At 30.9% G+C, this 20,784-nt stretch carries 27 protein-coding genes; 17 read left to right on the top strand and 10 right to left on the bottom strand.

All coding sequences use genetic code 11. The features are described from left to right. Nucleotides 1-110: 110 nt before the first annotated feature. The 11 genes from dctP to ACTTA6_RS01300 are packed head-to-tail and all read left to right on the top strand — an operon-like array spanning nt 111 to nt 11,602. Nucleotides 111-1,127 (top strand): TRAP transporter substrate-binding protein DctP, encoded by a 1,017-nt coding sequence (gene dctP, locus ACTTA6_RS01250; RefSeq protein ID WP_262590472.1) that lies wholly within the window; start codon nt 111-113, stop codon nt 1,125-1,127. A gap of 59 nt (nt 1,128-1,186) precedes the next feature. Continuing rightward, complete coding sequence (locus tag ACTTA6_RS01255; protein WP_262590473.1) at nt 1,187-1,756, top strand: TRAP transporter small permease subunit; 570 nt, start codon at nt 1,187-1,189, stop codon at nt 1,754-1,756. 1 nt (nt 1,757) lies between these two features. Next, nucleotides 1,758-3,080 (top strand): TRAP transporter large permease, encoded by a 1,323-nt coding sequence (locus ACTTA6_RS01260; protein WP_440614168.1) that lies wholly within the window; start codon nt 1,758-1,760, stop codon nt 3,078-3,080. Continuing rightward, nucleotides 3,077-3,946 carry an NAD(P)-dependent oxidoreductase gene (locus tag ACTTA6_RS01265; protein ID WP_440614169.1) on the top strand — a complete coding sequence of 290 codons (870 nt, stop codon included), beginning with the start codon at nt 3,077-3,079 and terminating at the stop codon, nt 3,944-3,946. Before ACTTA6_RS01260 ends, ACTTA6_RS01265 begins: the two co-directional genes overlap by 4 nt. After that, nucleotides 3,943-4,686 carry an SDR family oxidoreductase gene (locus ACTTA6_RS01270; protein ID WP_440614170.1) on the top strand — a complete coding sequence of 248 codons (744 nt, stop codon included), beginning with the start codon at nt 3,943-3,945 and terminating at the stop codon, nt 4,684-4,686. The genes ACTTA6_RS01265 and ACTTA6_RS01270 overlap by 4 nt, the downstream gene beginning before the upstream one ends. Before the next feature lie 21 nt (nt 4,687-4,707). Further along, complete coding sequence (locus ACTTA6_RS01275; RefSeq protein WP_440614171.1) at nt 4,708-5,550, top strand: fumarylacetoacetate hydrolase family protein; 843 nt, start codon at nt 4,708-4,710, stop codon at nt 5,548-5,550. 6 nt (nt 5,551-5,556) lie between these two features. Further along, entirely contained in the window at nt 5,557-6,729 is a 1,173-nt protein-coding gene (locus tag ACTTA6_RS01280; protein ID WP_440614172.1) for a mandelate racemase/muconate lactonizing enzyme family protein, read from the top strand. Next, complete coding sequence (locus ACTTA6_RS01285; protein WP_440614173.1) at nt 6,722-7,633, top strand: SMP-30/gluconolactonase/LRE family protein; 912 nt, start codon at nt 6,722-6,724, stop codon at nt 7,631-7,633. Before ACTTA6_RS01280 ends, ACTTA6_RS01285 begins: the two co-directional genes overlap by 8 nt. Further along, the gene (gene ppc / locus ACTTA6_RS01290) at nt 7,608-10,298 is read left to right on the top strand and encodes a phosphoenolpyruvate carboxylase (protein ID WP_440614174.1); all 2,691 of its coding nucleotides are present in this window, start codon (nt 7,608-7,610) and stop codon (nt 10,296-10,298) included. Before ACTTA6_RS01285 ends, ppc begins: the two co-directional genes overlap by 26 nt. Further along, on the top strand, nt 10,299-11,006 hold the full coding sequence (locus ACTTA6_RS01295; RefSeq protein ID WP_440614175.1) for a cytochrome c biogenesis CcdA family protein: 708 nt from the start codon (nt 10,299-10,301) through the stop codon (nt 11,004-11,006). An 8-nt stretch (nt 11,007-11,014) separates the two neighbouring features. Beyond that, nucleotides 11,015-11,602, top strand: a complete 588-nt coding sequence (locus ACTTA6_RS01300) for an FMN-dependent NADH-azoreductase (RefSeq protein WP_075505866.1) — start codon at nt 11,015-11,017, stop codon at nt 11,600-11,602. Here the strand turns inward: ACTTA6_RS01300 and ACTTA6_RS01305 are convergent. Then, complete coding sequence (locus tag ACTTA6_RS01305; RefSeq protein ID WP_440614176.1) at nt 11,592-12,695, bottom strand: TauD/TfdA family dioxygenase; 1,104 nt, start codon at nt 12,693-12,695, stop codon at nt 11,592-11,594. The genes ACTTA6_RS01300 and ACTTA6_RS01305 overlap by 11 nt on opposite strands. A gap of 67 nt (nt 12,696-12,762) precedes the next feature. On the opposite strand from ACTTA6_RS01305, the gene ACTTA6_RS01310 reads away from it, so the two are divergent. The 3 genes from ACTTA6_RS01310 to ACTTA6_RS01320 are packed head-to-tail and all read left to right on the top strand — an operon-like array spanning nt 12,763 to nt 14,502. Further along, nucleotides 12,763-13,569, top strand: coding sequence for an inositol monophosphatase family protein (locus ACTTA6_RS01310; protein ID WP_262590483.1), 807 nt, complete (start codon nt 12,763-12,765; stop codon nt 13,567-13,569). Next, entirely contained in the window at nt 13,566-14,129 is a 564-nt protein-coding gene (locus tag ACTTA6_RS01315) for a DUF924 family protein (RefSeq protein WP_440614177.1), read from the top strand. The genes ACTTA6_RS01310 and ACTTA6_RS01315 overlap by 4 nt, the downstream gene beginning before the upstream one ends. 1 nt (nt 14,130) lies before the next feature. Next, nucleotides 14,131-14,502 (top strand): DUF952 domain-containing protein, encoded by a 372-nt coding sequence (locus ACTTA6_RS01320; protein WP_440614178.1) that lies wholly within the window; start codon nt 14,131-14,133, stop codon nt 14,500-14,502. On the opposite strand, the gene ACTTA6_RS01325 is transcribed toward ACTTA6_RS01320, so the two are convergent. From ACTTA6_RS01325 to ACTTA6_RS01355, 7 genes are all read right to left on the bottom strand, one after another. Continuing rightward, on the bottom strand, nt 14,481-14,816 hold the full coding sequence (locus ACTTA6_RS01325) for a DMT family transporter (RefSeq protein ID WP_440614179.1): 336 nt from the start codon (nt 14,814-14,816) through the stop codon (nt 14,481-14,483). The genes ACTTA6_RS01320 and ACTTA6_RS01325 overlap by 22 nt on opposite strands. Nucleotide 14,817: 1 nt before the next feature. After that, a complete protein-coding gene (locus tag ACTTA6_RS01330) occupies nt 14,818-15,150 on the bottom strand; it encodes a DMT family transporter (protein ID WP_440614180.1) in 333 nt (110 codons plus the stop codon). A 38-nt stretch (nt 15,151-15,188) separates the two neighbouring features. Further along, nucleotides 15,189-15,509, bottom strand: a complete 321-nt coding sequence (locus ACTTA6_RS01335) for a nuclear transport factor 2 family protein (protein ID WP_440614181.1) — start codon at nt 15,507-15,509, stop codon at nt 15,189-15,191. Nucleotides 15,510-15,522: 13 nt separating this feature from the next. Continuing rightward, on the bottom strand, nt 15,523-15,846 hold the full coding sequence (locus ACTTA6_RS01340) for a GYD domain-containing protein (protein ID WP_075505873.1): 324 nt from the start codon (nt 15,844-15,846) through the stop codon (nt 15,523-15,525). Nucleotides 15,847-15,919: 73 nt separating this feature from the next. Further along, the gene (locus tag ACTTA6_RS01345) at nt 15,920-16,201 is read right to left on the bottom strand and encodes a hypothetical protein (RefSeq protein WP_440614182.1); all 282 of its coding nucleotides are present in this window, start codon (nt 16,199-16,201) and stop codon (nt 15,920-15,922) included. Between the two features lie 26 nt (nt 16,202-16,227). Continuing rightward, nucleotides 16,228-16,602, bottom strand: a complete 375-nt coding sequence (locus ACTTA6_RS01350; protein ID WP_440614183.1) for a hypothetical protein — start codon at nt 16,600-16,602, stop codon at nt 16,228-16,230. A gap of 13 nt (nt 16,603-16,615) precedes the next feature. Beyond that, the gene (locus ACTTA6_RS01355) at nt 16,616-17,044 is read right to left on the bottom strand and encodes a hypothetical protein (RefSeq protein ID WP_440614184.1); all 429 of its coding nucleotides are present in this window, start codon (nt 17,042-17,044) and stop codon (nt 16,616-16,618) included. A 163-nt stretch (nt 17,045-17,207) separates the two neighbouring features. Here ACTTA6_RS01355 and ACTTA6_RS01360 point away from each other — a divergent pair, with 163 nt between their 5' ends. Continuing rightward, on the top strand, nt 17,208-17,624 hold the full coding sequence (locus ACTTA6_RS01360; protein WP_440614185.1) for a hypothetical protein: 417 nt from the start codon (nt 17,208-17,210) through the stop codon (nt 17,622-17,624). On the opposite strand, the gene ACTTA6_RS01365 is transcribed toward ACTTA6_RS01360, so the two are convergent. After that, entirely contained in the window at nt 17,621-18,622 is a 1,002-nt protein-coding gene (locus ACTTA6_RS01365; RefSeq protein ID WP_440614186.1) for a cysteine synthase A, read from the bottom strand. The genes ACTTA6_RS01360 and ACTTA6_RS01365 overlap by 4 nt on opposite strands. Continuing rightward, entirely contained in the window at nt 18,615-19,199 is a 585-nt protein-coding gene (gene epsC, locus ACTTA6_RS01370; RefSeq protein ID WP_440614187.1) for a serine O-acetyltransferase EpsC, read from the bottom strand. The genes ACTTA6_RS01365 and epsC overlap by 8 nt, the downstream gene beginning before the upstream one ends. A gap of 73 nt (nt 19,200-19,272) precedes the next feature. Between epsC and ACTTA6_RS01375 the strand changes: the two genes are divergently transcribed. Together ACTTA6_RS01375 and ACTTA6_RS01380 are read left to right on the top strand one after the other, a co-directional pair. Continuing rightward, complete coding sequence (locus tag ACTTA6_RS01375; RefSeq protein ID WP_145595791.1) at nt 19,273-19,683, top strand: VOC family protein; 411 nt, start codon at nt 19,273-19,275, stop codon at nt 19,681-19,683. Between the two features lie 92 nt (nt 19,684-19,775). Continuing rightward, the gene (locus ACTTA6_RS01380; RefSeq protein ID WP_440614188.1) at nt 19,776-20,738 is read left to right on the top strand and encodes an ABC transporter substrate-binding protein; all 963 of its coding nucleotides are present in this window, start codon (nt 19,776-19,778) and stop codon (nt 20,736-20,738) included. The last annotated feature ends 46 nt before the right edge of the window (nt 20,739-20,784 follow it).

Genomic DNA, 20,784 nt, shown 5'->3' on the forward strand with positions numbered 1-20,784 from the left:
CTGTGTTTATAAAATATATATAATTTCTATATATAATAACTAAACTGATTTAATTGAAATAGAAAATCATTTATGATTAACTTTCAAAAAACATAAACGAGAGGAAGATAATGTTTAAATTAATATCTAAAACTTTAGCAGCGGTGGCTATGGTTTCAGTTGCTTTATTTGGCTCTGCAAATGCAAAGACTTTAAAGATTGAAACTCACTTTACTGCTAGCTCACCAAATGGTGAAGTTGCGGCTCAGTTCGCAAAAAATGTAGAAAAGTTTTCTGGTGGAAGCTTGAAAATTGAAATGTTCTACTCATCTTCAGTAACAGGTAAATCTGCTGAGGTATTTAACTCTGCACAAACTGGAATTATCGATTGTGATATGACTGGTGCTGGTTACCAAACTGGTAAAAATGCAGCGTTCCAATTCGCAGGTGATGTAATGGGTGGATACGATAACCCATACCAACAATATGAATTCTTGAACTACCCAGGAGCTCAAGATGCTGTTGATGCATTATACAACAAATATGGAATGACTTTAATTGGTTGGTGGATACCAGGACATGAGTCTTTAATATCTAGCAGACCAATTCCAGATGTTGCTTCATTGAAAGACTTTAAATTTAGATCACCTCCAGGAATGGAAAGTATGATCTTTACAACTTTAGGTGCTAAGCCAATCGTTATGGACTTTGGTGAAGTTCCTACAGCTTTACAAACTGGTCTAATCGATGGTGCTGACTATTCATCTTTAGCAACTAACTATGCTGGTGGACACTATGAGCAAAACAAATATGCTACATATCCAGGTTTCCACTCTATGCCGGCTGACCACTTAGCTTGTAACACAAAAGTATGGAACAAGTTAAAGCCACATGAGCAAGGTGCTATGAAAGCTGGAATAGAAATCGCTGGAAGAACTATTACTAGCTTAGTTGAGAGAAAAAACGCTGAAGCTGTTAAAGCTTTAAATGAAATGGGCGTTACTCTTCATGACTGGTCTAGAGAAGATAGACTTAAATTCAGAACAGCTGCACTTGCTGCTTGGGAAGAATGGAAGACTAAATCTCCAGAAGCTGCGGCTTTAATCGAAATACACAAAGCTTACATGAAAGCTAATGGTATTATGTAATAAATAAATTTTGAAGGGCCTGAAAAGGCCCTTCGAATAAAATCTAAAATTTTTACTCAATGATAGATAAAGAGTTACAAGAACAAAATGAAAAAGTAGCGAGTAAAGATGATTTTCCAATTAATTGGATTGATAGAGTTTCCTTATTTTTAAGTCACACAATAAAATATCTAATTCCTGTAATTGTAATTGTGATGATGTATGAAATTTTTATGCGATATGTTTTATTTAAACCAACTTTGTGGGCAAATGAATTATGTTTATGGCTAGCTGGTGTTTGCTATTTGGTTGGTGGAATATACGCAACAAGATTAAGAAGCCATATTAGAATAGTTTTACTTTACGACTGGGTGGGAAGACCAACTCAAAGAATTTTTGACTTAATTAGTACTATAATAATTGTTCTTTTTGCTACAGCAGTAATTTATGGTGGATGGGAAGATGCACATAGATCTTTTACTACTTGGGAGAGATTTGCAACTTATTGGGATCCTCCAATTCCAGCTACAATGAAACCACTTACACTTTTATGCGTATTTCTTATTGCAGTTCAATCTGTAAATAACCTAATCATTGATTGGAGAAATCCAAAAGAGAAACAATACGACCCTTCTAAAGAATTAAAGTAAGATGGAATTTGAAATAGGAACACTCTCGATAATATTAATAGTTGGATTATTAGCACTTATATCTATTGGTGTTCCGATGGGATTTGCATCAGGTTTCATGGGTGCAGTACTAGTATTTTTATACATAGGTGAGCATGCATTAGGAATATTGCTTTCAAGGTATTATTCACTGGTTGTTACTTATTCATTTTTGTCAGTACCTTTATTTATCTTTATGGCCTCCTTGCTCGAACGCTCGAATATTGCACGAGATCTTTATGATGCATTAAACGCGTGGTTAAGAAAAACTAGAGGTGGAGTAGGTGTAGTTACTGCAATCATGGCAACCATCATGGCTGCAATGAGTGGAATTATTGGAGGAGAAATAGTTCTATTAGGGTTAATTGCATTGCCTCAAATGTTAAGACTTAAATATGATCAAGACATGTCTATTGGAATTATTTGTGCATCTGGATCTTTAGGCACAATGATACCTCCATCAATTGTTTTAATTATTTATGGATTAACAACAGAGACTTCTATTACGATGTTATTCCAAGAAGCAATTGTTCCAGGTTTAATGATCTCGGGTTTAATTATTACATACATTCTTATTAGAACAAGGTTGCAACCTCATTTAGCTCCATTGAGTGATGAGCCGGCTTTAACTTTAAAAGAAAAAATGTCTTACCTTCCAGGTCTACTTCCACCAATTGGAATTGTAATTATTGTATTAGGTTCAATTTATTCTGGAATGACTGGTATTACTGAGGCAGCAGGAATGGGTGTTGTTGCTACTTTAATTATTATTTTTGCAAGAAAAGAACTGACATGGTTTTTATTTAAGGATGCATTAACAAGAACTTTCAAAGCATCTGGAACTATTTTGACAATTACATTTGGTGCAACAGTTTTAGCGGGAGCTTATTCTCTTGCTGGTGGCCCAAAATACGTTGCAGAAACAATTTTAGCTTATGATTTAAAACCAATGTATTTAATTTTTATGATGCAGATTATGTTTTTAATCATGGGAGCATTTATGGATTGGGTTGGAATTGTATTGTTAGCAATGCCAGTATTTTTACCTATAGTACTTGCACTTGGTTTTGATCCGATTTGGTTTGGAATATTATTCTGTGTAAATATGCAGGTTTCATTTTTAAGCCCACCATTTGGACCCGCTGCTTTCTATTTAAAATCAGTTGCTCCTCCACATATATCTTTAACAGATATCTTTAGAGGTTTTGCTCCATTTATAGTTATTCAGTTAATTGTATTAGCATGTGTTATGTTCTTCCCAGAAATAATGACACAAAATTTCCACGAGTTTAAACCAAAACCATGATAACAATTGGATTTATTGGAACAGGCCTAATGGGCCTACCAATGGCTAAAAATATATTAAAATCTGGATTTAAATTAAAAGCTTTCAATCGATCAATAGAAAAAGCAGAACCTTTAAAAGAGTTTGGTGCAGAAATTTCAAAAACAATAAGTGATGTAGTTAAAGATAGTGATTTTGTCATTACCATGTTAACTGATGATAGTGCTGTAGATGCAATAACTTCTAGTTCAGATTTTTTAGACAACTTAAAATCAGGATCAACAGTTATAGATATGAGCTCTGTAAAACCCACGACAGCAACAAAACACGGAACTAATTTAAAATCAAAAAATGTAAATTATTTAGATGCACCAGTTTCAGGAGGAACAATCGGAGCAGAAGAAGCTTCACTAGCTATCATGGTTGGCGGTGAACAAAGTATTTTTGATAAATCTGAAAAAATTTTAAAAGCAATGGGAAACCCAACATTAGTTGGACCTATTGGAAGTGGACAGGTATCAAAACTAGCAAATCAAATTGTTGTTGGAGTTACAATAGGAGCTGTTGCAGAAGCCATAACATTATGTGAAAAAGCTGGAGCAGATCCAAATAAATTAATCAAAGCTCTTTCAGGTGGATGGGCGGATAGTAAAATACTTCAAACTCATGGAAAAAGAATGATTGATAAAGATTTTAGCCCTAAGGGTAAGACCTATACTCATTTGAAAGATATGAATAATATTTTAGAATGTGCAAATTCTTATAATACTCATTTACCTATTTCAAATTTAGTTAAAGAAATGTATAAGACTTTAGTTGATAATGGTCATGGTAACACTGATCACAGTTCACTTTATAACGAGATTGAAAGGATAAATAAAAAATGAGCGGAAGACTTAATGGGAAACAAATTGTTGTAACAGCAGCAGGACAAGGAATTGGAAAAGCAACAGCAATTGCATTTCATAAAGAAGGAGCTCATGTAACGGCTACAGATTTAAATGACAAAACTTTAGCAGACTTAAATAAAGAATATCCAGATATTAAAGTTACCAAATTAGATTCAACTGACAACAATGCAATCTTAGACTTTACTAAAACTCTTGATAAAGTAGATGTATTGTTTAATGCGGTTGGATTTGTTCACCATGGAACAATATTGGAATGTGAAGAAAAAGATTGGGATTTTTCTTCTAATGTAAACGTCAAGTCGATGTATTTTATGTGTAAAGCTATTTTACCTTTAATGGTCAAACAAAATGGTGGAAGTATTATTAATATATCTTCATGTGCATCTAGCTTTAAAGGTTTTCCAAATAGATTTGTTTATGGGACAACTAAAGGTGCTGTTATCGGTTTAACCAAAGCAATTGCAGCAGATTTTGTAAAACAAAATATCAGATGTAATTCAATTGCTCCTGGAACAGTTTATTCACCTTCTTGGCAAGATAGGGTAAATCAAAGTCCAGATCCTGTTCAAGCAAAAAAAGATTTTATAGCAAGACAACCTATGGGAAGATTAGGTACCGCAGAAGAGATTGCTGCAGTTGCAGTTTATCTAGCAAGTGATGATGCAACATTTACAACAGGAAGTACAATTCATGTTGATGGTGGAATTTCAATATAATTTAATAACAAAAGGACAATTATGAAATTATTAAGAGTAGGCCAAAAAGGACAAGAAAAACCAGCAGCTTTAGACAAAGATGGTAAAATTAGAGATATCAGTTCACATATTTCAGATTTAAATCCTGATCATTTAAATTTTGAAACTATTTCAAAATTACAAAGCGCTGATTTGTCATCTCTTCCAGAAATATCTTCAAGTGAAAGAATTGGTTCATGTATTACAAAACCAGGAAAATTTATTGCGATAGGTTTAAATTTTTCAGATCACGCTGCTGAAACAGGAGCAGAAGTTCCATCTGAGCCAATTACTTTTATGAAAGCAACAAGTTGTATCAATGGTCCTAACGATGATATCGAAATTGTGTCTGGTTCAAAAAAATTAGACTGGGAAGTAGAATTAGGAATTGTAATTGGAAAACATACAAAACATATTTCAGAAGCTCAATCACAAGATCACATCTTAGGATATTGTTTAGTAAACGATATTAGTGAAAGAGAATGGCAAATAGAAAAAATGGGTCAATGGGTAAAAGGAAAATCTCATGACACATATGGACCAATCGGACCTTATTTAGTAACTAAAGATGAAATTGCTGACATTAATAATTTAAAAATGAGTTTAGATGTTAATGGTCAAAGAATGCAGACTGGAAATACTAATACTATGATCTTTAATGTTAACGTTATTGTATCTTATTTAAGTAAATTTATGTCATTACAGCCAGGTGATATAATTACAACTGGTACACCTCCAGGAGTTGGTATGGGAATGAAACCACAACAATTCTTGAAAGCTGGTGATACAATGAGATTATCAATTGAAAATTTAGGAGAGCAAAACTCTAAAGTAGTTGCTTTATAATCTTTTGTGAAAATAACTTCTATTAAAAGTCATGTACTTAAATATGAGTTAGAGAAAGAATTAGGTTATTCACAACAATATTATAAACACAGAACAGCTCATTTAGTCGAAGTACAAACTGATGAAGGTATTACTGGATGGGGCGAATGTTTTGGTCCAGGTAATATTGCTTTAGCTAATAAGTTCATTGTTGAAAAGGTAATTCAGCCTTTAATAATAGGTGAAAACCCTTTGAATAAAGAACATATTTGGCAAAAAGTTTACAATCTTTTAAGAGATAGTGGTCAAAAAGGAATGCCAATACAAGCTTTGTCAGGAGTTGACATAGCTTTATGGGATATCTTGGGAAAAAAAACAAACTCTCCTCTTTACCAACTTGTTGGTGGAAAATGTAATAATGAAGTTCCTGTGTATGGATATGGAATGATGTTACAAAAAAAATCAGTGGATGAACTAATTCCGTTGTTTGAAGAAGAAGCTAAACAGATTAAATCAAAAAATTTTAAAGCGATGAAAATGAAGGTTGGATTAGGTCCAAAAGAGGATTTAAGGTTGGTTCAAGCAGTTAGAAATTCTATAGGTAAAGATTTTAAATTAATGGTGGATGCTAACCATGCTTATAATCTGAAAGATGCTCATTATGTTGGAAAAGGACTTGATGAACTAGATGTTTATTGGTTTGAAGAACCTGTTGCTCCCGAAGATTACAACGGTTATCGAGAATTGAAAAAAAATATATCAACTAGTGTAGCTGGAGGTGAGGCAGAATTTACAAAGTATGGTTGGAATAAATTAATTAACAATAATTGTATTGATATAGCTCAACCTGAAGTATGTGGATTAGGAGGTATTACAGAATATTTGAAAGTTGCAGCCTTGGCGCAGGCTAACTTTGTTCCTGTAATTAATCATGTTTGGGGATCTGCTGTAAGTATAGCGGTAAATCTTCATTTATTGACCGCACAACCAGATATGCCAGGGGGATTATTCCCAACAAAATCTATGCTAGAATTTGATACAACAGAGAAAAATATCTTTATTACAGATCTACCAAAAGAAAATTTTTCAATTTTAGATCAAGTTAAAAACAATAATGGGTTTGCATCAGTGACAGACAATGTAGGTATTGGTATAAACCCAAATGAGGAATTTATTAAGGAGTTTGAAGTAAATGAATAAAATTAAAACTACAGAACCTAAACCAATTTGGAAAATAAGATGTACTTTAGGTGAGGGAACACTTTGGGTTAAAGAACACAACTCAATTTATTTTGTTGATATAAAGAAAAAGAAAATTTGTTCTTTAAATATTAAAAATAAAAAAAAGAAAATATTTAAAGTTAATAAAGAGATAGGTTTCATTGCTCATGTAAGAGATCATATATTTATTTTAGGATTACAAGGTGAATTAAGAATTCAAAATTTAAAATCAAAAAAAGTTTTAAAATCGATACCTATAGAACCTAAATTAAAATTGAATAGAATAAACGATGGCAAAACTGATCCTGCTGGAAATCTTTGGTTTGGAACTATGGATAACTTAGAGAGAAAAATTGAAAAAGGATCTTTGTATAAATTAGATAAAAATTTAAAATTAACTAGAGTTGATAAAAACTATAGAATTACAAATGGCCCAGCATTTATCGATCAATATAATTTTTACCACAATGATAGTCCTAAAAAAATTATCTATAAAATTAAGATAAATAAAAATAATAAAATAATTAGTAAAAAAATATTTAAAAAGTTAACTCCTGAAGAAGGAGTTCCAGATGGAATGACCGTAGATAAAAATAAAAATTTATGGGTTGCCCATTTTCGTGGGGCATGTGTCTCAGTATTTAATAGTAGAGCAAAATTAATTCACAGAATTAAGTTTCCAGCTAAAAATATTACTAATTGTGCCTTTGGTGGTAAGAATAATCAAGAACTCTACGTTTCAACAGCTACAAAAGGAATAGACAAGGCTGATTTGCGAAAATTTAGATATTCAGGATTCTTTTTTGGTGTAAAAACAAACACAAAAGGAGTTTTACAAAAAAAATTTATTTTAAGTAATGAAGCAGAGAGATCTTTACTATGAACGAATACCTACTAAGCTTTTAAGAGAAGATATAAGATTATTAGGAACTTTCCTTGGAAGAGTAATCAAAGATCAAGAAGGCACAAAATTTTTCAATATTGTTGAGCGATTAAGATTATTATCTAAAAACACCTTATTAGATAAAAATAAAAGTAAGGTATTTTCCAAAATTTCAAAAGACATAAGAAAGCTTTCACCTGAAATTACTTTTAAGGTCACTAGAGCTTTTTCACATATTCTAAATTTAATGAATTTAGCTGAGTCTTTAGATGCTTCTAGAAAACTTAATGAATACGATAATCCATATTTTAAGAACAAAAAACAAAATCTATTTATTGAGGATATTATTAATAATCTATTTAAAAATAGAAAAATCTCTGACAAAAAAATTTATGATCAGGCAACAAAACTTGATATTGGAATAGTTCTCACCGCACATCCAACAGAAGTTAAGAGAAGAACACTAATTCAAAAATACGCAAATTTAACTACCTTGATGGAACAACGTCATCTTTATAAAAAATACCCCGCAAAGATTATTGAAATAGATCGAAAATTATATTCGGAGATAGCCATTATTTGGAAAACTGATGAATTAAAAAGAACCAAACCATCACCACTTGATGAAGCTAGATGGGGCTTGGCTGTAATAGAAGATAGTTTATGGGATACAATTCCAAGAGTTTACAAAAGATTGAATGATATTTTTAGGAAAAATCTAAATAAAGATCTTCCTAGAAATTTTAATCCTATTCAATTTGGTTCCTGGATGGGTGGTGATAGAGATGGAAATCCAAATGTTACATCTGAAGTAACAAAAAAAGTTATTTTATTTTCAAGATGGCAAGCTGCAAAGTTATACGAAAGAGAACTTACAAAATTAATTCAAGATTTATCAATGGAAGAATGTTCTAATAAAATCAAAAAAGTTACTGGAAATAGTTTTGAACCTTACAGAGTTTATTTAAGACCTTTAAGAGACAAAGTAAGAAGAACACATCACTTAATTGAAGCACATATAAATTATAATAAGCCATTAGATGAAAATAAATTATTAAAAGATAAGTACGAAATCATAAATCCATTAAGAGAAGTTAGAACTTCCTTAAACATGAACAAAGGTCAACACATTGCAAATGCAGATTTGTTGGATTTGATAAGAAGAGTTAGATGTTTTGGAATAAATTTAGCAAGATTAGATATCAGACAGGAGTCTGATAGACATGAAAAACTTTTAAATGAAATATTTAAAAAGAAAAATAAAATTAATTATTCACAATTACCTGAAGAAAAGAAAATTGAATTACTTAATAAATCAATAAAACAAAAAAAAACTTTTGTTAATAAAATTAATTTAAGGGACAAAGAGAATGTAGAAGTTTGGAAAACATTTAAACAAATATCTAAAGAGCCAGAGCAATGTATGGGCGCGTATGTGATTTCAATGACTTCAAAAGCATCTGATATTTTATCTGTTTATTTATTGCAATTACAGGCCGAAACAAAGAATTTGTTAAGAGTAGTACCACTTTTTGAAACTTTAGATGATTTAAAGAATGCCAATGGTGTTATGCAAAATTTATTTAAACTTCCTTGGTACAGAAAAATGATCAACTCAAAACAAGAAGTAATGATTGGATATTCAGACTCTAGTAAAGATGCAGGAAAACTATCTGCAAGTTGGCATCAATACAAACTTCAAGAAGAACTTAGAAATTTAGCTAAAAAATATAAAATAGATCTTGTATTTTTTCATGGAAGAGGAGGATCTCCAGGAAGAGGAGGAGGACCAATTCAGGCAACTCTTAAATCTCAACCATCTGGAACAGTAAATGGAAAAATTAGAATTACTGATCAAGGAGAGGTGATACAGCAAAAATATGGATATAAACCTTTAGCTGAATACAACCTATGTAGTTATATCGGTGCAGTAATGGAGGCAACTCTAAATCCACCTCCTAGATCAAAACCAAATTGGCGAGAGCTTATTCAAAAAATGTCTGAGATTTCTACATCTGCTTACAGAAAGTATTTAAATCAAAGTGAAGATTTTATTAGATATTTTAAAACTGTTACTCCACATAAATCTCTTGGAAAACTTGCAATTGGTTCAAGACCCACCAAGAGAAAAAATGTTGATAATATTCAAAGTTTAAGAGCTATCCCTTGGGTATTTGCTTGGACGCAAATTAGACTAATGCTTCCTGCTTGGCTCGGTACAACTGAGGCTTTGAGATATGGATCAATTAAAAAATTTAAAAAAACTATGACAGACATGGAGAGGAACTGGCCTTATTTTGTATCAACAATGGATATTTTGGACATGGTGATTTCAAAGGTTGATCCTGAAATATCAGTAATTTATGAAAATAATTTAGCTGACAAATCTTTGATAAGAATTGGAAAAAGATTAAGGTTTCAATTTGATGCATTGGTCAAATTGCACAATAAAATTACTCCAAAAGAAGTTATAAAAGAGAGAAAAGAGTTTAGAAAAGCATTATTTATCAGAAACAACTACACTGAGATGCTAAACATTCTTCAGGCAAATATAATGAATAAATTAACAAATAAAAAATATAAAAATTTAGATAAGAAATATTTAGACGATGCTTTAATGACATCTATTGCAGGAATTTCTGCAGCAATGAAAAACACTGGATAGATGATTGAATATTTAATTGCTTTTGGGGCAGGGTTAATAAGTTTTTTATCTCCTTGTGTTTTACCTTTGATACCTGGATATATATCTTTTGTATCAGGCCAATCTCTTAAGGAAATAACAGAGAAACAAAATTTTAATATTATTCCCTTAATTAAATTTTGTTTTGGTTTTTCATTAGTATTTATAATTTTTGGAGCTTCAGCATCTTTTTTGGGACAAGTATTGTTAGAGAACTCTCAATCTTTAAGATTAATCGCTGGACTAATTGTAATATTTTTTTCATTACAATTATTAGGTGTTTTTAATTTTAGATTTTTAAATATTGATAGAAGATTTGATTTTAAAAAAATTGATAGTTTTTTCTTTCCTGTGATAATTGGTGCTGCTTTTGGATTTGGATGGACACCTTGTATTGGTCCAATATTAGGATCAATTTTGGCTTTAGCTTCAATTGAAGATACTTTATCAAGAGCAATAATTTTATTAAGCTTTTACTCTTTAGGTTTAGCCATACCTTTTGTTTTATCTGGCTATTTAATTCAAAAATTTTTAATTTTTTCAAAAAATATGCGTCAGTATATAAATATTATATCAAAAGTGGGTGGTGCAATTCTTTTAGTAACTGGAATATTAATTATTACAAATAAATTGCAAGCAATTGGGTTTTATTTAATTGAGATCTTTCCTTTTATGCAAAACTTTGGTTAAAGTAATTAATGAAAATTTATCAAATAGATTCAAGTGCTAGAAAAAAAGGCTCAACATCGAGAGCGTTAGCAAAAAAACTTTTGGAAAAAATCAAAAAACCAGAGGATGAAGTAATTTATAGAGATTTAGATGATGAAATGCTTTTTGTAAGTGGTTTAACAGAATCTGGAATGAAAATTGATGAGAAAGATCAAACTGAAGAACATAAGAAAATGTTTGAACTTTCCGACAAGCTAGTAAAAGAATTAAAAGAGAGTGATATTATTATAATTTCAGCTCCAATATATAATTACGGACCACCCGCAACTCTTAAAGCTTGGTCAGATTTAGCTGCAAGAATAGGGGAAACTTTTAAATTTAAACCTAATGGTAGAAGAGAAGGGTTATTAAAAAACAAAAAAGCATATCTTGTAATTACTTCTGGTGGAACAAAACTAAATAGCTCTGAGGATTTTTTAACGCCTTGGTTAAAATTTATTTTAAACTTTTTTGGAATTGAAAAAGTTGAAGTTATAAGCGCTGATCAAATGGCTTTAGATTATGAAAAATCTATTAGAGATGCTGAAGCTCAAATAGAAAATATTTCTATAGATTAAACTTTCTTTTTAAGTGTCTTAATTTTCCTTCGGTACTATCGTAGTCTATATAGCAACCTTGCAAAAATCTTTCTCCTTCATTAGCATCATAAACTGTTCGTCCATGAAGTAACCTATGATTATCCATCATCATTAAATCTTTTGGAGCAAGTTTAAATTCTATTCTATATTTATCGGAATTGTACATTTCAGACAGTTTTTTTCTTGCTTGATAGTATAAATCTAATTTTTCTTTATCTAAGATTGGAACAAAATCTAATCTTGGACTAAATCTTACTTGTTTAAAATTTTTATACTCATCTAATTCAATTAAAGGACACAAAGATTCTAAAATTACTTCTTTATCAATAAATTTAAATCTTACTTTTACTTCTGTTAAGATTTTATAATAATCAGGATAACTTTTCTTTAAATCTTCAGTAACAGTATATCCATCAACCAATGTAGAATATCCTCCTGAAACTTTACTCTCTATACAATGTAAAAGTTGGATGCATGGCACAGGGTTTCGATATGGATTATCTGTATGCGGTGCAAGAGCTAGAGAAGTATATGCAAGATCATTAGGATTAGGTTTTGATTTAACATCAAAATATTCTCCAAAGTTAGTTCTTCTTACACTTCCAATTGAGTTTGCAAACTCAACAATGTAATTTTTAGTTGTTGGTATATTTTTAATTACTACAAATCCAAACTTATAAAAAGAAACAAGTAGGTCATGCATTTCTTTACTTTCATAAAAATTATCTTGGTATTCAAAATTTTTGATATTACTTAAACTAGAGTCCCATTTAGTTTTTTTTATAGATTTTATAACTGTATCTTCTTTTGAAAATTCTAAAGCAATTTTATTGAGATTAAGCTTAGAACTAATTCCATCATTAAAGTTAACTTCTAAAAATTCCTCATGAATAGAGGCTTTGTTAATGATTATATCATTGCTCAAACTAGTTGGGTCAAAAAGTCTTTGTTGAGTTCCTTTATCAACAAATTCTTCACCATCCACTCTTTCTCTTAACCAAAAAGGATGTATTTCTTTTTTCTCAGTACCGTTATTGAAGTAGACTTTATTTTCGTGAAGCTCAATTTTCATAAATAATATTTGAGCATTATTTAAAATTTAACTTTAATCAATATAAATTAAATAGTAAGAGTTCTTTGTGAATAATTTTGATACAAAAAAATATCCAGTATTTTCAAGTTTTTTAAACCAGTTAGCAAAAGATCTAACAAAATTTTATTATGCTAAGTTAGATAAGCCATTCAAGATAACCAATAAAATGAAAGGCAAAGGTTATGATCCAGTAACTACATCTGACAAAGCTTTTGAAAAGTTTATAAGGTCCAAAATTTCTAAAAGATTTCCAGATCATCAAATTATAGGTGAGGAATACGGTCACAAAAATACTAAAAGTGAATTTTCATGGGTAATAGACCCAATTGATGGAACTAGATCATATGTTGTTGGAAATCCTAGTTGGAGTAATTTGATTTCATTAAATTATAATGGGGAGCCAATTTTAGGATTAGCAAATTTCCCTAAAATGAAAAAATATTACTTAAATGTAAACAAAAACACTGCATACGTTTTTGAAAATAATAAAAAAAGAAAACTAAAAGTTAATTCTAAATTAAATTTTGCAAATTCGAAGTTAGCTGCAGCTTTTCATAATCAATTAACTTTAAAACAACAATCCAAAATTCAAAAATTTATTAAACGAATGCAATTTCCATGTTTTGATGCTTTAACATATTGTCAACTAGCTGAAGGCAGACTTGAAATGGTTGCACAGTGTGCAAACAAGATTTGGGACATTCATCCAATAATGCCAATAGTGAGAGCAAGTGGGGCCATAGTAACTACGTGGGGTAATAGAAATCCTGTGGTAGGAGGAAATATTATTGTCTCAAATAATAAAGCAAATCATAAACAAATATTAAAATTATTAAAACCTTTAGCTGAATGATACCAGAACGAGCGCAATCAATTTTAGATTTCTGGTTTAAAGAAACTCCTTTTGAGATGAGATTTAAGAAGGAAGATAAATTTGATCAAAAGATAAAAGATAATTTTTTAAATGATTACGAACTTGCTTGTCAAAATGAATATGATGATTGGCAGGATAATCCCATGAGCTGTTTAGCTTTAGTAATTTTGTTTGATCAATTTTCAAGAAATATATTTAGAGATAATAAAAAAGCATTTGCTCAAGATCAAAAAACTAGATTGATAGTAAATGATGCAGTGTATTCTGGATATTTAGAAGCTATGAATGTTGATCAAAGATTCTTTATGCTTTTACCTTTAATTCACAGTGAAGAAATTAGTGATCATGAAATGGCTTATTACTTATTAAATAAATATTTAAGGGAACATGAAGGCTACAATAAGATTAAAAAATTTTGGCAAGACCACACTAAAGCAATTAGACAGTTTCATAGATATCCACATAGAAATGAAATTTTAGGAAGAGAGTCTACTGAAGAAGAGCTGGAATTTTTAAAAGGACCAAACTCTTCCTGGTAAAATGAATTTAGAATTTATTTTTAAAGTTATAGATAAAGAAGAATGGCAAAAAGCTAAGCAATCTGGAACTTATGGTGGATCTGAAAAAGATATTAAAGATGGCTATATTCATTTCTCAGAAGAAGATCAGGTCGAGGAAACCTTAAAAAAACATTTTCCAAATAAAGAAAACCTTGTTTTGCTTAGAGTAAATGCTTTTAAACTTGAACACTTACTTTGGGAACAAGCATCAAATGGTGATATGTACCCACATTTATATTCTCCATTAGATACAACTACTGTTGTTAATGAATATGAACTATCTTTAAATGAAGATGGAAGTTATCAACTTCCAGACATTTTAAAAAAATATCAATTTAATCGACCTAAGTAATTAACCATTACTACGCCAATAATAATTAAAGCAATTCCAATTATCCCATAAACATTAGGAACTTGGTTAAATTTTAATACAGCGAAAAGAACAACACCTGTTACTGTTAAGCCACTATAAATTGAATAAGCAAATCCAACAGGTATTGCATGCATAGCTTTTGCAATTGAAAACATTGTAATACACATAAACAGGATACATAAAATTGAAGGAGTTAGCTTTGTAAAACCTTCAGAAATTTTAGCAAAACTGTTTGAAGCTATTCCAAAAATTATACCGTTAGCTAAAAACAAATATCCTATAAGAGGTTTCATATTATTTACTTCCTAAAAAATTAACCATTAAAACTCCAATAATTATAAATACTAGTCCGATCATGGAGTAAAGATTTGGAACTTGATTATATTTAATTACACCCACTATAACTGTTGCAATGATTGTTAATCCTGCAAATGAAGCGTAAGTGATACCCATTGGTATATTTTTCATCACCAAGGAAAGCGCATACATGCACAATACAATTGTAATTGCGGTAATTATACTTGGGAAGAGAAGAGTAAAACCTTCAGCACTTTTAGCAAAACTATTTGATGTAACTCCTAGGAATACAGCAACACCTAAGAACAAGTATGAAGTAGCGAGACTCATTTAATAATATTAAATGAAATCTCGCTAAATATATATAATTATTTAGGCATTGGAGTAGCACCAGTTTCTAAACTAACAATTTTTCCATTGTCATATTTATAAACTGCCATTACAGCCTCAACATTTCCATCGTTAAATGTAACAAAAGCATGATGAATTCCAATTTCATCATTCTCGTAAACAATTCTAACTTTATCTTGATTGATATCACCACTCATTGCCCATTTGATAACATCAACTTTTGTTAAAACATTTCCTGATTTATGCATTGTAAATTTAAAATCATCATGCAAAAGCTCATTCATCGCTGCTTCGTCTTTATTTTTTAATGCGGCACTATATTTTTCTAAGATAGACATTTATTCCTTTCTTTTATTCGCCAGGTTTTTTAAAGTTTTTTCCAGCATCTGCAGCTTTGTTAAAAGTTTTATTATAATCAAATACTTCATGAATCATAATATCTTCCATTAAACCTGCGTTCATAATTGCAACTTTCATTCCAAGAACACTTTCGTAATCTCCTTCAATAACATTGATTACATCAAATCTTCCTCGAACCCACTCATAACTATGAAACTTTACTCCAACAGTATCACAAATAGCTTTGATAGCTGCTCCTCTGTCTGCATTAGGATCACTTTGCATTCTTAAAGCAAGATCACGACTAATCTTTCCAATAATATAAAATTTAGACATTTTTTCTCCTGTTGCTTAATTTAATAATTAAAGTCTAACAGAGATAATCCAAAATGTGGAGTCTCTGTTCTTTTTATACTTTAGCTAATTCGTAAATTTCATAACCATCCATTACTTCATCAAATACAGGTTTTGAAACTGGGTTTGACCCATCCATAAATGAATGAAGTGCTGCCATGTCATGAACTACAATTTTAAACATTACTGTTGATTTATCAGGTGAAACACTAGCTATTGTTTTAGTAACATCAGCTACTTTTTTTCTTTCAACCATACCTTCATCTGATTGCATAAAGCCCATAAACTTTTCAAAGCATCCTTCTTTTAATTTTCCTACTACCAATATATCTTTCATTTTTTTTCCCTTATCTTTATCTTTTATTAATATAGAGTTTGAACTACTTTCTTAACTCTATCTTCTCCATTAGGTACTGTTGAATTTATAAAGTCATGACAAGCGTTAGTTTTAGCCTTATCAAATTTAGATCCATAAAACTTATCAACAGCTTTGTTTACTCCTTCATCCCATTGCTTTTCAGGGACTCCAACTTCTAGGGCATAAGCTTTTAAAACTTTAACTGATGCCATAGATTTTTCTTTCATACTATATTCAAATGTTTCACCAATTGGCAAGAAATAGTTAGCCATATAAATACCACTACATTCCCAAGCTCTATTCTTGTCACTATCAGACATATCCGCATATGCAGAGGTCAGAAATAAAACACTGAATAAAATCACTATTATTTTTTTCATAATTTTCTTCTATTTATTTTATTGTAACAACAGTTGTTCCGGGAAAAGTATATCCCACAACATAACTAAATAGCATTTTTTGAAATTCTTGTATCATTGGCCATTTGCTTCCAAGCTCTTGGTGATTTTGAAAACCAGCAGGATTTTCATAATACTCAGTTAAAATAAAATACATATTTCCAGTCATACCTTGTGAAGGATCTGCAGGATTATTCCATTCAGGTCCTTTGATAACTGAATATGAATTTAATTTTTTTTCACCGGTCATTGGATGAGTTTCTTTCATCCATTTATGGTGCGTTTTTAACATTTCTTCGACTTTAGCAACATCACTAGCTGGAACTTTCAAAGTAATAGCAAACGCATTTGCTTTTGCATGGCCGTCAGCGTTAGCAATTGTAGTAAATAAACTAAGCATCAAAATTATTATTATTTTTTTCATTTTATCTTTCTTTTTAATTATTAATTATAAGTAATCGAAGACTGTTACATATTCATGACAAAGTCTCTCGTGTTTATAACGCGCGTCAGTTATGCAATTAAGGAGCACAAAAATTGCTGATTATGTTGTTTTATCTGATGATAAAATTTGATAGGGTTTTAATATGATCGAAAAATTTAATGGAATTTTTTATTTAATTGTATTTTTAGTACATTTTATTGTTTTTGCTGTTTATGCATATCAAACCGTTTTCGCTACAAAGAAATTTTTAGATAAGTTCGGTATTGATGATACTGGTGCTGGAATGACCAGATTTTTTGGTTCTTTGTTTATAGGTGCTGTTGCGATGGCAATATGGGTTGGCTTTATTAGACCTGATGGTCTTCAAGGAACATGGGCATTTTTTAATTTAGTGTTTTTACAAAACCTTTCAGCTTTTATTGTTGGTATATATAATATTAAAATCAATAAGCTCGGTCACACACCACAAACATCTAATGAAGGAATTATTGCACCAGGTATTCTAACTTTGTTAAGTGCAATACTTTGTTACGGATTAGCAGATAAGATTTATATCTAAAACCAACTAGGTATTGGTAGACCTTTTTCTTCTAAGAATTTTTTATTGAACATTTTAGTTGCATATTTATCGCTTCTGTCACAAAGGATTGTAACGATGGTTTTACCAGGTCCTAATTCTTTTCCCATTCTAATAGCTCCAGCAATATTTATTCCACAACTAGTTCCTAAACTTAGACCTTCATTTTGAATTAAATCATAAAGAATAGGTAAAGCTTCATGGTCATCAATAGAGTAAGCATCATCAATTTTAGCCTCACCAAAGTTTGCTGTAACTCTACTTGAACCAATTCCCTCTGTTATAGATCCTCCTTCAGATTTTAACTCTCCATTCTTTATATAATTATAAAGAGCAGAACCTTTGGGGTCTGAAAGGTAAATTTTGATATCTTTATTCTTTTCTTTTAATGCATTACTTACACCCGAAATGGTACCACCAGTTCCAGATGAACACACAAAACCATCTACCTTACCATCTGTCTGTTCCCAGATCTCTTGACCTGTTCCCTCATAATGACCTTTTGCATTTGCAGTATTATCAAATTGATTAGCCCAAATAACTCCATTGTTATTTGAAGGTCTTAATTCATCTGCAAGTCTTGCAGCAACCTTTACAAAGTTATTGTCATCTTTATAAGGCTTTGGTTCAACTAATCTTAACTCAGCACCAAGGTTTCTAAGTAAATCTTTTTTTTCCTGAGTTTGATTGTCGTTCATTACAATAATCGTTTTGTAACCTAAAGAATTTCCTAAAAGACCTAATCCAATTCCAGTGTTACCAGCTGTACCTTCAACAACGGTTCCACCTTTAGAGATTAATTTTTTTTCTTGTGCATCTTTAATTAATGCAAGTGCAGCTCTATCTTTTACAGATCCGCCTGGATTTAAAAATTCTGCCTTACCATAAATATTACAACCAGTAATCTCTGATGCAGCTCTAAGTTTTATAAGTGGAGTATTTCCAATCCCAGAAATAAAATCGTTTTGCGTATTATTCATTTTCTGATTTTTTATCACTATCAGGGGTAATTCCGTAAGGTTTAAATTCACTATCAGCTATTCCAACATTCTTAGCGGGAATTCCAACCATAACAGCATTCTCAGGAACATCTTTTGTAATTACAGCGTTTGCACCAATTTTTGCACATCGTCCAACAGTTACCGGACCTAGTACTTGTGCTCCTGATCCAATAACCACTTCATCTTTAATTGTTGGATGTCTCTTCATATTTCTTTGATCATTTGCATTTATACTTGGTGCAATTCCACCCAATGTAACCATATGGTAGATAGTAACATTATCACCAATATCTGAAGTTTCACCAATCACAACTCCCATACCATGATCTATAAATAAATTTTTTCCAATTTTTGCATTAGGATGAATTTCAATTCCAGTTAAGAATCTTGAAAATTGAGAAATGATTCTTGCAACTAGATAAAATTTAGCAGTACTAAAAAAGTTTGCTATTCTATGAAAGAATACTGCTTTGACACCTGGATAGGTTAAAATCAAACTAAGCTTTGATTTTGCTGCAGGATCTCTATCAATTATCGATTGTAAATAATCATTCATTGTATTTTATGCTCACTTGAAATTTTAATAAGTGGCTTATATAGTCATTATATTCTGTTATTAAAGATTAATTATGTACAAAAACACTAATTGTTTTCATTTAGCTATACCTTGTGGTGATCTAGAGGTCGCAAAAAAATTTTACAGTGAAACTTTAGGATGTAGATTGGATAATTCTGCACAAGAGTGGGCTGATGTTGACTTTTGGGGTAATGAATTAACACTTCATAAAAGTGATCATAAATTAGATAACGAAAGACATGATGTGGACATGGGAAATGTGTCTGTACCCCATTTTGGTGTACACTTATCTAGAAAAGATTTTGATGCACTCAAACAAAGATTAAAAGATAGTGGCACTAAATATTATGACGAACCATACCTAAGATTTAAAGGCACAAAGTATGAACAAGAAACATTCTTTGTAAAAGACCCTAACGAAAATATACTAGAGATTAAAACTCTTACATCTAACCCAGAATAGTAAAAATACATCTAATTTTTAGATACTTATTTTCTTTGACACCTTCTCTTAATTCGCGTTAGACTTTATTTATAAATAATTAAGGAGAGATAATGAAAATAATCAAATCTACACTTGTAGCTGGATTAATTTCAATTTTATCAATTTTCTCTGCAAACGCAGAAAAAGTTAAAATTGGAGATCCAGGTTGGACAGGTGCAACTGCAATTGCAAACTTACTTGCTGCAGTAGTTATAGACAAAATGGGTGGTGAAGCAGAATTAGTTCCTGGGAACAATACTGCAATTTATGCAGCAATTGACAGAGGAAAAGGTGAAATCGATGTTCACCCTGATATTTGGTTACCAAACCAAGAAGCTTACACTAATGATTTAGTTCCAAAAGGAACTTTAAAATTAAGCAGCAAACCATATGAAGGAAACCAAGGTTACTGTGTTTCCCAACAGTTTGCAAAAAAAATGAATATTACAGCTATTGAAGACTTAGCTAGACCAGAAGTTGTTAAAGCAATGGACAGCGATGGAAATGGTAAAGGTGAATTTTGGATTGGTGCTGATGGTTGGGCTTCTGCAAATGTTAACCAGGTTAAATTAAGAGACTATGGTTTATATGATGCTGGTATCGAAGCAGTTAGAGCTGCTGAAGCAGTTAAAAATGCAAGAGTACTAGACTCAATCAAAAAAGGTGAAGGTTATGCATTCTATTGTTACAAGCCTCATGCAATTTGGGGAATGGCTGACGTAGTAATGTTAACAGAACCAAAATATGATCCTGCAAAATATAAAATGATTCAACCTAAAGCAGATGCTGACTGGTACAAGAAATCTTATGTTGCATCAAAAGATGCTCTTAAGCAAATCCAAATCGGTTGGGCTACTTCTTTAGAGAGTCAATCACCAGCAATTGTAGAATTCTTTAAGAATTTTCAATTAACAGCTGATGATGTTTCTGCAATGGCATATGCAGTTTCAGTTGAGAAAAAAGATCCAGCTGATGTAGCAAGAGCTTGGATGGAAGCAAATAAATCAACTGTAGACAGTTGGTTAGGACTATAATCTAAATCAAAATCTATACTCGGCAATTTAAGATTGCCGAGTATAT

This window comes from Candidatus Pelagibacter sp. HIMB1636 (genome assembly GCF_052047675.1).
Lineage (GTDB): Bacteria > Pseudomonadota > Alphaproteobacteria > Pelagibacterales > Pelagibacteraceae > Pelagibacter.

What these genes read in the sequence shown, in the direction of transcription:
- dctP (WP_262590472.1), top strand. Translation starts at nt 111, where the DNA reads ATGTTTAAATTAATATCTAAAACTTTAGCAGCGGTGGCTATGGTTTCA.
- ACTTA6_RS01255 (WP_262590473.1), top strand. Translation starts at nt 1,187, where the DNA reads ATGATAGATAAAGAGTTACAAGAACAAAATGAAAAAGTAGCGAGTAAA.
- ACTTA6_RS01260 (WP_440614168.1), top strand. Translation starts at nt 1,758, where the DNA reads ATGGAATTTGAAATAGGAACACTCTCGATAATATTAATAGTTGGATTA.
- ACTTA6_RS01265 (WP_440614169.1), top strand. Translation starts at nt 3,077, where the DNA reads ATGATAACAATTGGATTTATTGGAACAGGCCTAATGGGCCTACCAATG.
- ACTTA6_RS01270 (WP_440614170.1), top strand. Translation starts at nt 3,943, where the DNA reads ATGAGCGGAAGACTTAATGGGAAACAAATTGTTGTAACAGCAGCAGGA.
- ACTTA6_RS01275 (WP_440614171.1), top strand. Translation starts at nt 4,708, where the DNA reads ATGAAATTATTAAGAGTAGGCCAAAAAGGACAAGAAAAACCAGCAGCT.
- ACTTA6_RS01285 (WP_440614173.1), top strand. Translation starts at nt 6,722, where the DNA reads ATGAATAAAATTAAAACTACAGAACCTAAACCAATTTGGAAAATAAGA.
- ppc (WP_440614174.1), top strand. Translation starts at nt 7,608, where the DNA reads ATGAAGCAGAGAGATCTTTACTATGAACGAATACCTACTAAGCTTTTA.
- ACTTA6_RS01295 (WP_440614175.1), top strand. Translation starts at nt 10,299, where the DNA reads ATGATTGAATATTTAATTGCTTTTGGGGCAGGGTTAATAAGTTTTTTA.
- ACTTA6_RS01300 (WP_075505866.1), top strand. Translation starts at nt 11,015, where the DNA reads ATGAAAATTTATCAAATAGATTCAAGTGCTAGAAAAAAAGGCTCAACA.
- ACTTA6_RS01305 (WP_440614176.1), bottom strand. Translation starts at nt 12,695, where the DNA reads ATGAAAATTGAGCTTCACGAAAATAAAGTCTACTTCAATAACGGTACT.
- ACTTA6_RS01315 (WP_440614177.1), top strand. Translation starts at nt 13,566, where the DNA reads ATGATACCAGAACGAGCGCAATCAATTTTAGATTTCTGGTTTAAAGAA.
- ACTTA6_RS01320 (WP_440614178.1), top strand. Translation starts at nt 14,131, where the DNA reads ATGAATTTAGAATTTATTTTTAAAGTTATAGATAAAGAAGAATGGCAA.
- ACTTA6_RS01325 (WP_440614179.1), bottom strand. Translation starts at nt 14,816, where the DNA reads ATGAAACCTCTTATAGGATATTTGTTTTTAGCTAACGGTATAATTTTT.
- ACTTA6_RS01330 (WP_440614180.1), bottom strand. Translation starts at nt 15,150, where the DNA reads ATGAGTCTCGCTACTTCATACTTGTTCTTAGGTGTTGCTGTATTCCTA.
- ACTTA6_RS01335 (WP_440614181.1), bottom strand. Translation starts at nt 15,509, where the DNA reads ATGTCTATCTTAGAAAAATATAGTGCCGCATTAAAAAATAAAGACGAA.
- ACTTA6_RS01340 (WP_075505873.1), bottom strand. Translation starts at nt 15,846, where the DNA reads ATGTCTAAATTTTATATTATTGGAAAGATTAGTCGTGATCTTGCTTTA.
- ACTTA6_RS01345 (WP_440614182.1), bottom strand. Translation starts at nt 16,201, where the DNA reads ATGAAAGATATATTGGTAGTAGGAAAATTAAAAGAAGGATGCTTTGAA.
- ACTTA6_RS01350 (WP_440614183.1), bottom strand. Translation starts at nt 16,602, where the DNA reads ATGAAAAAAATAATAGTGATTTTATTCAGTGTTTTATTTCTGACCTCT.
- ACTTA6_RS01355 (WP_440614184.1), bottom strand. Translation starts at nt 17,044, where the DNA reads ATGAAAAAAATAATAATAATTTTGATGCTTAGTTTATTTACTACAATT.
- ACTTA6_RS01360 (WP_440614185.1), top strand. Translation starts at nt 17,208, where the DNA reads ATGATCGAAAAATTTAATGGAATTTTTTATTTAATTGTATTTTTAGTA.
- ACTTA6_RS01365 (WP_440614186.1), bottom strand. Translation starts at nt 18,622, where the DNA reads ATGAATAATACGCAAAACGATTTTATTTCTGGGATTGGAAATACTCCA.
- epsC (WP_440614187.1), bottom strand. Translation starts at nt 19,199, where the DNA reads ATGAATGATTATTTACAATCGATAATTGATAGAGATCCTGCAGCAAAA.
- ACTTA6_RS01375 (WP_145595791.1), top strand. Translation starts at nt 19,273, where the DNA reads ATGTACAAAAACACTAATTGTTTTCATTTAGCTATACCTTGTGGTGAT.
- ACTTA6_RS01380 (WP_440614188.1), top strand. Translation starts at nt 19,776, where the DNA reads ATGAAAATAATCAAATCTACACTTGTAGCTGGATTAATTTCAATTTTA.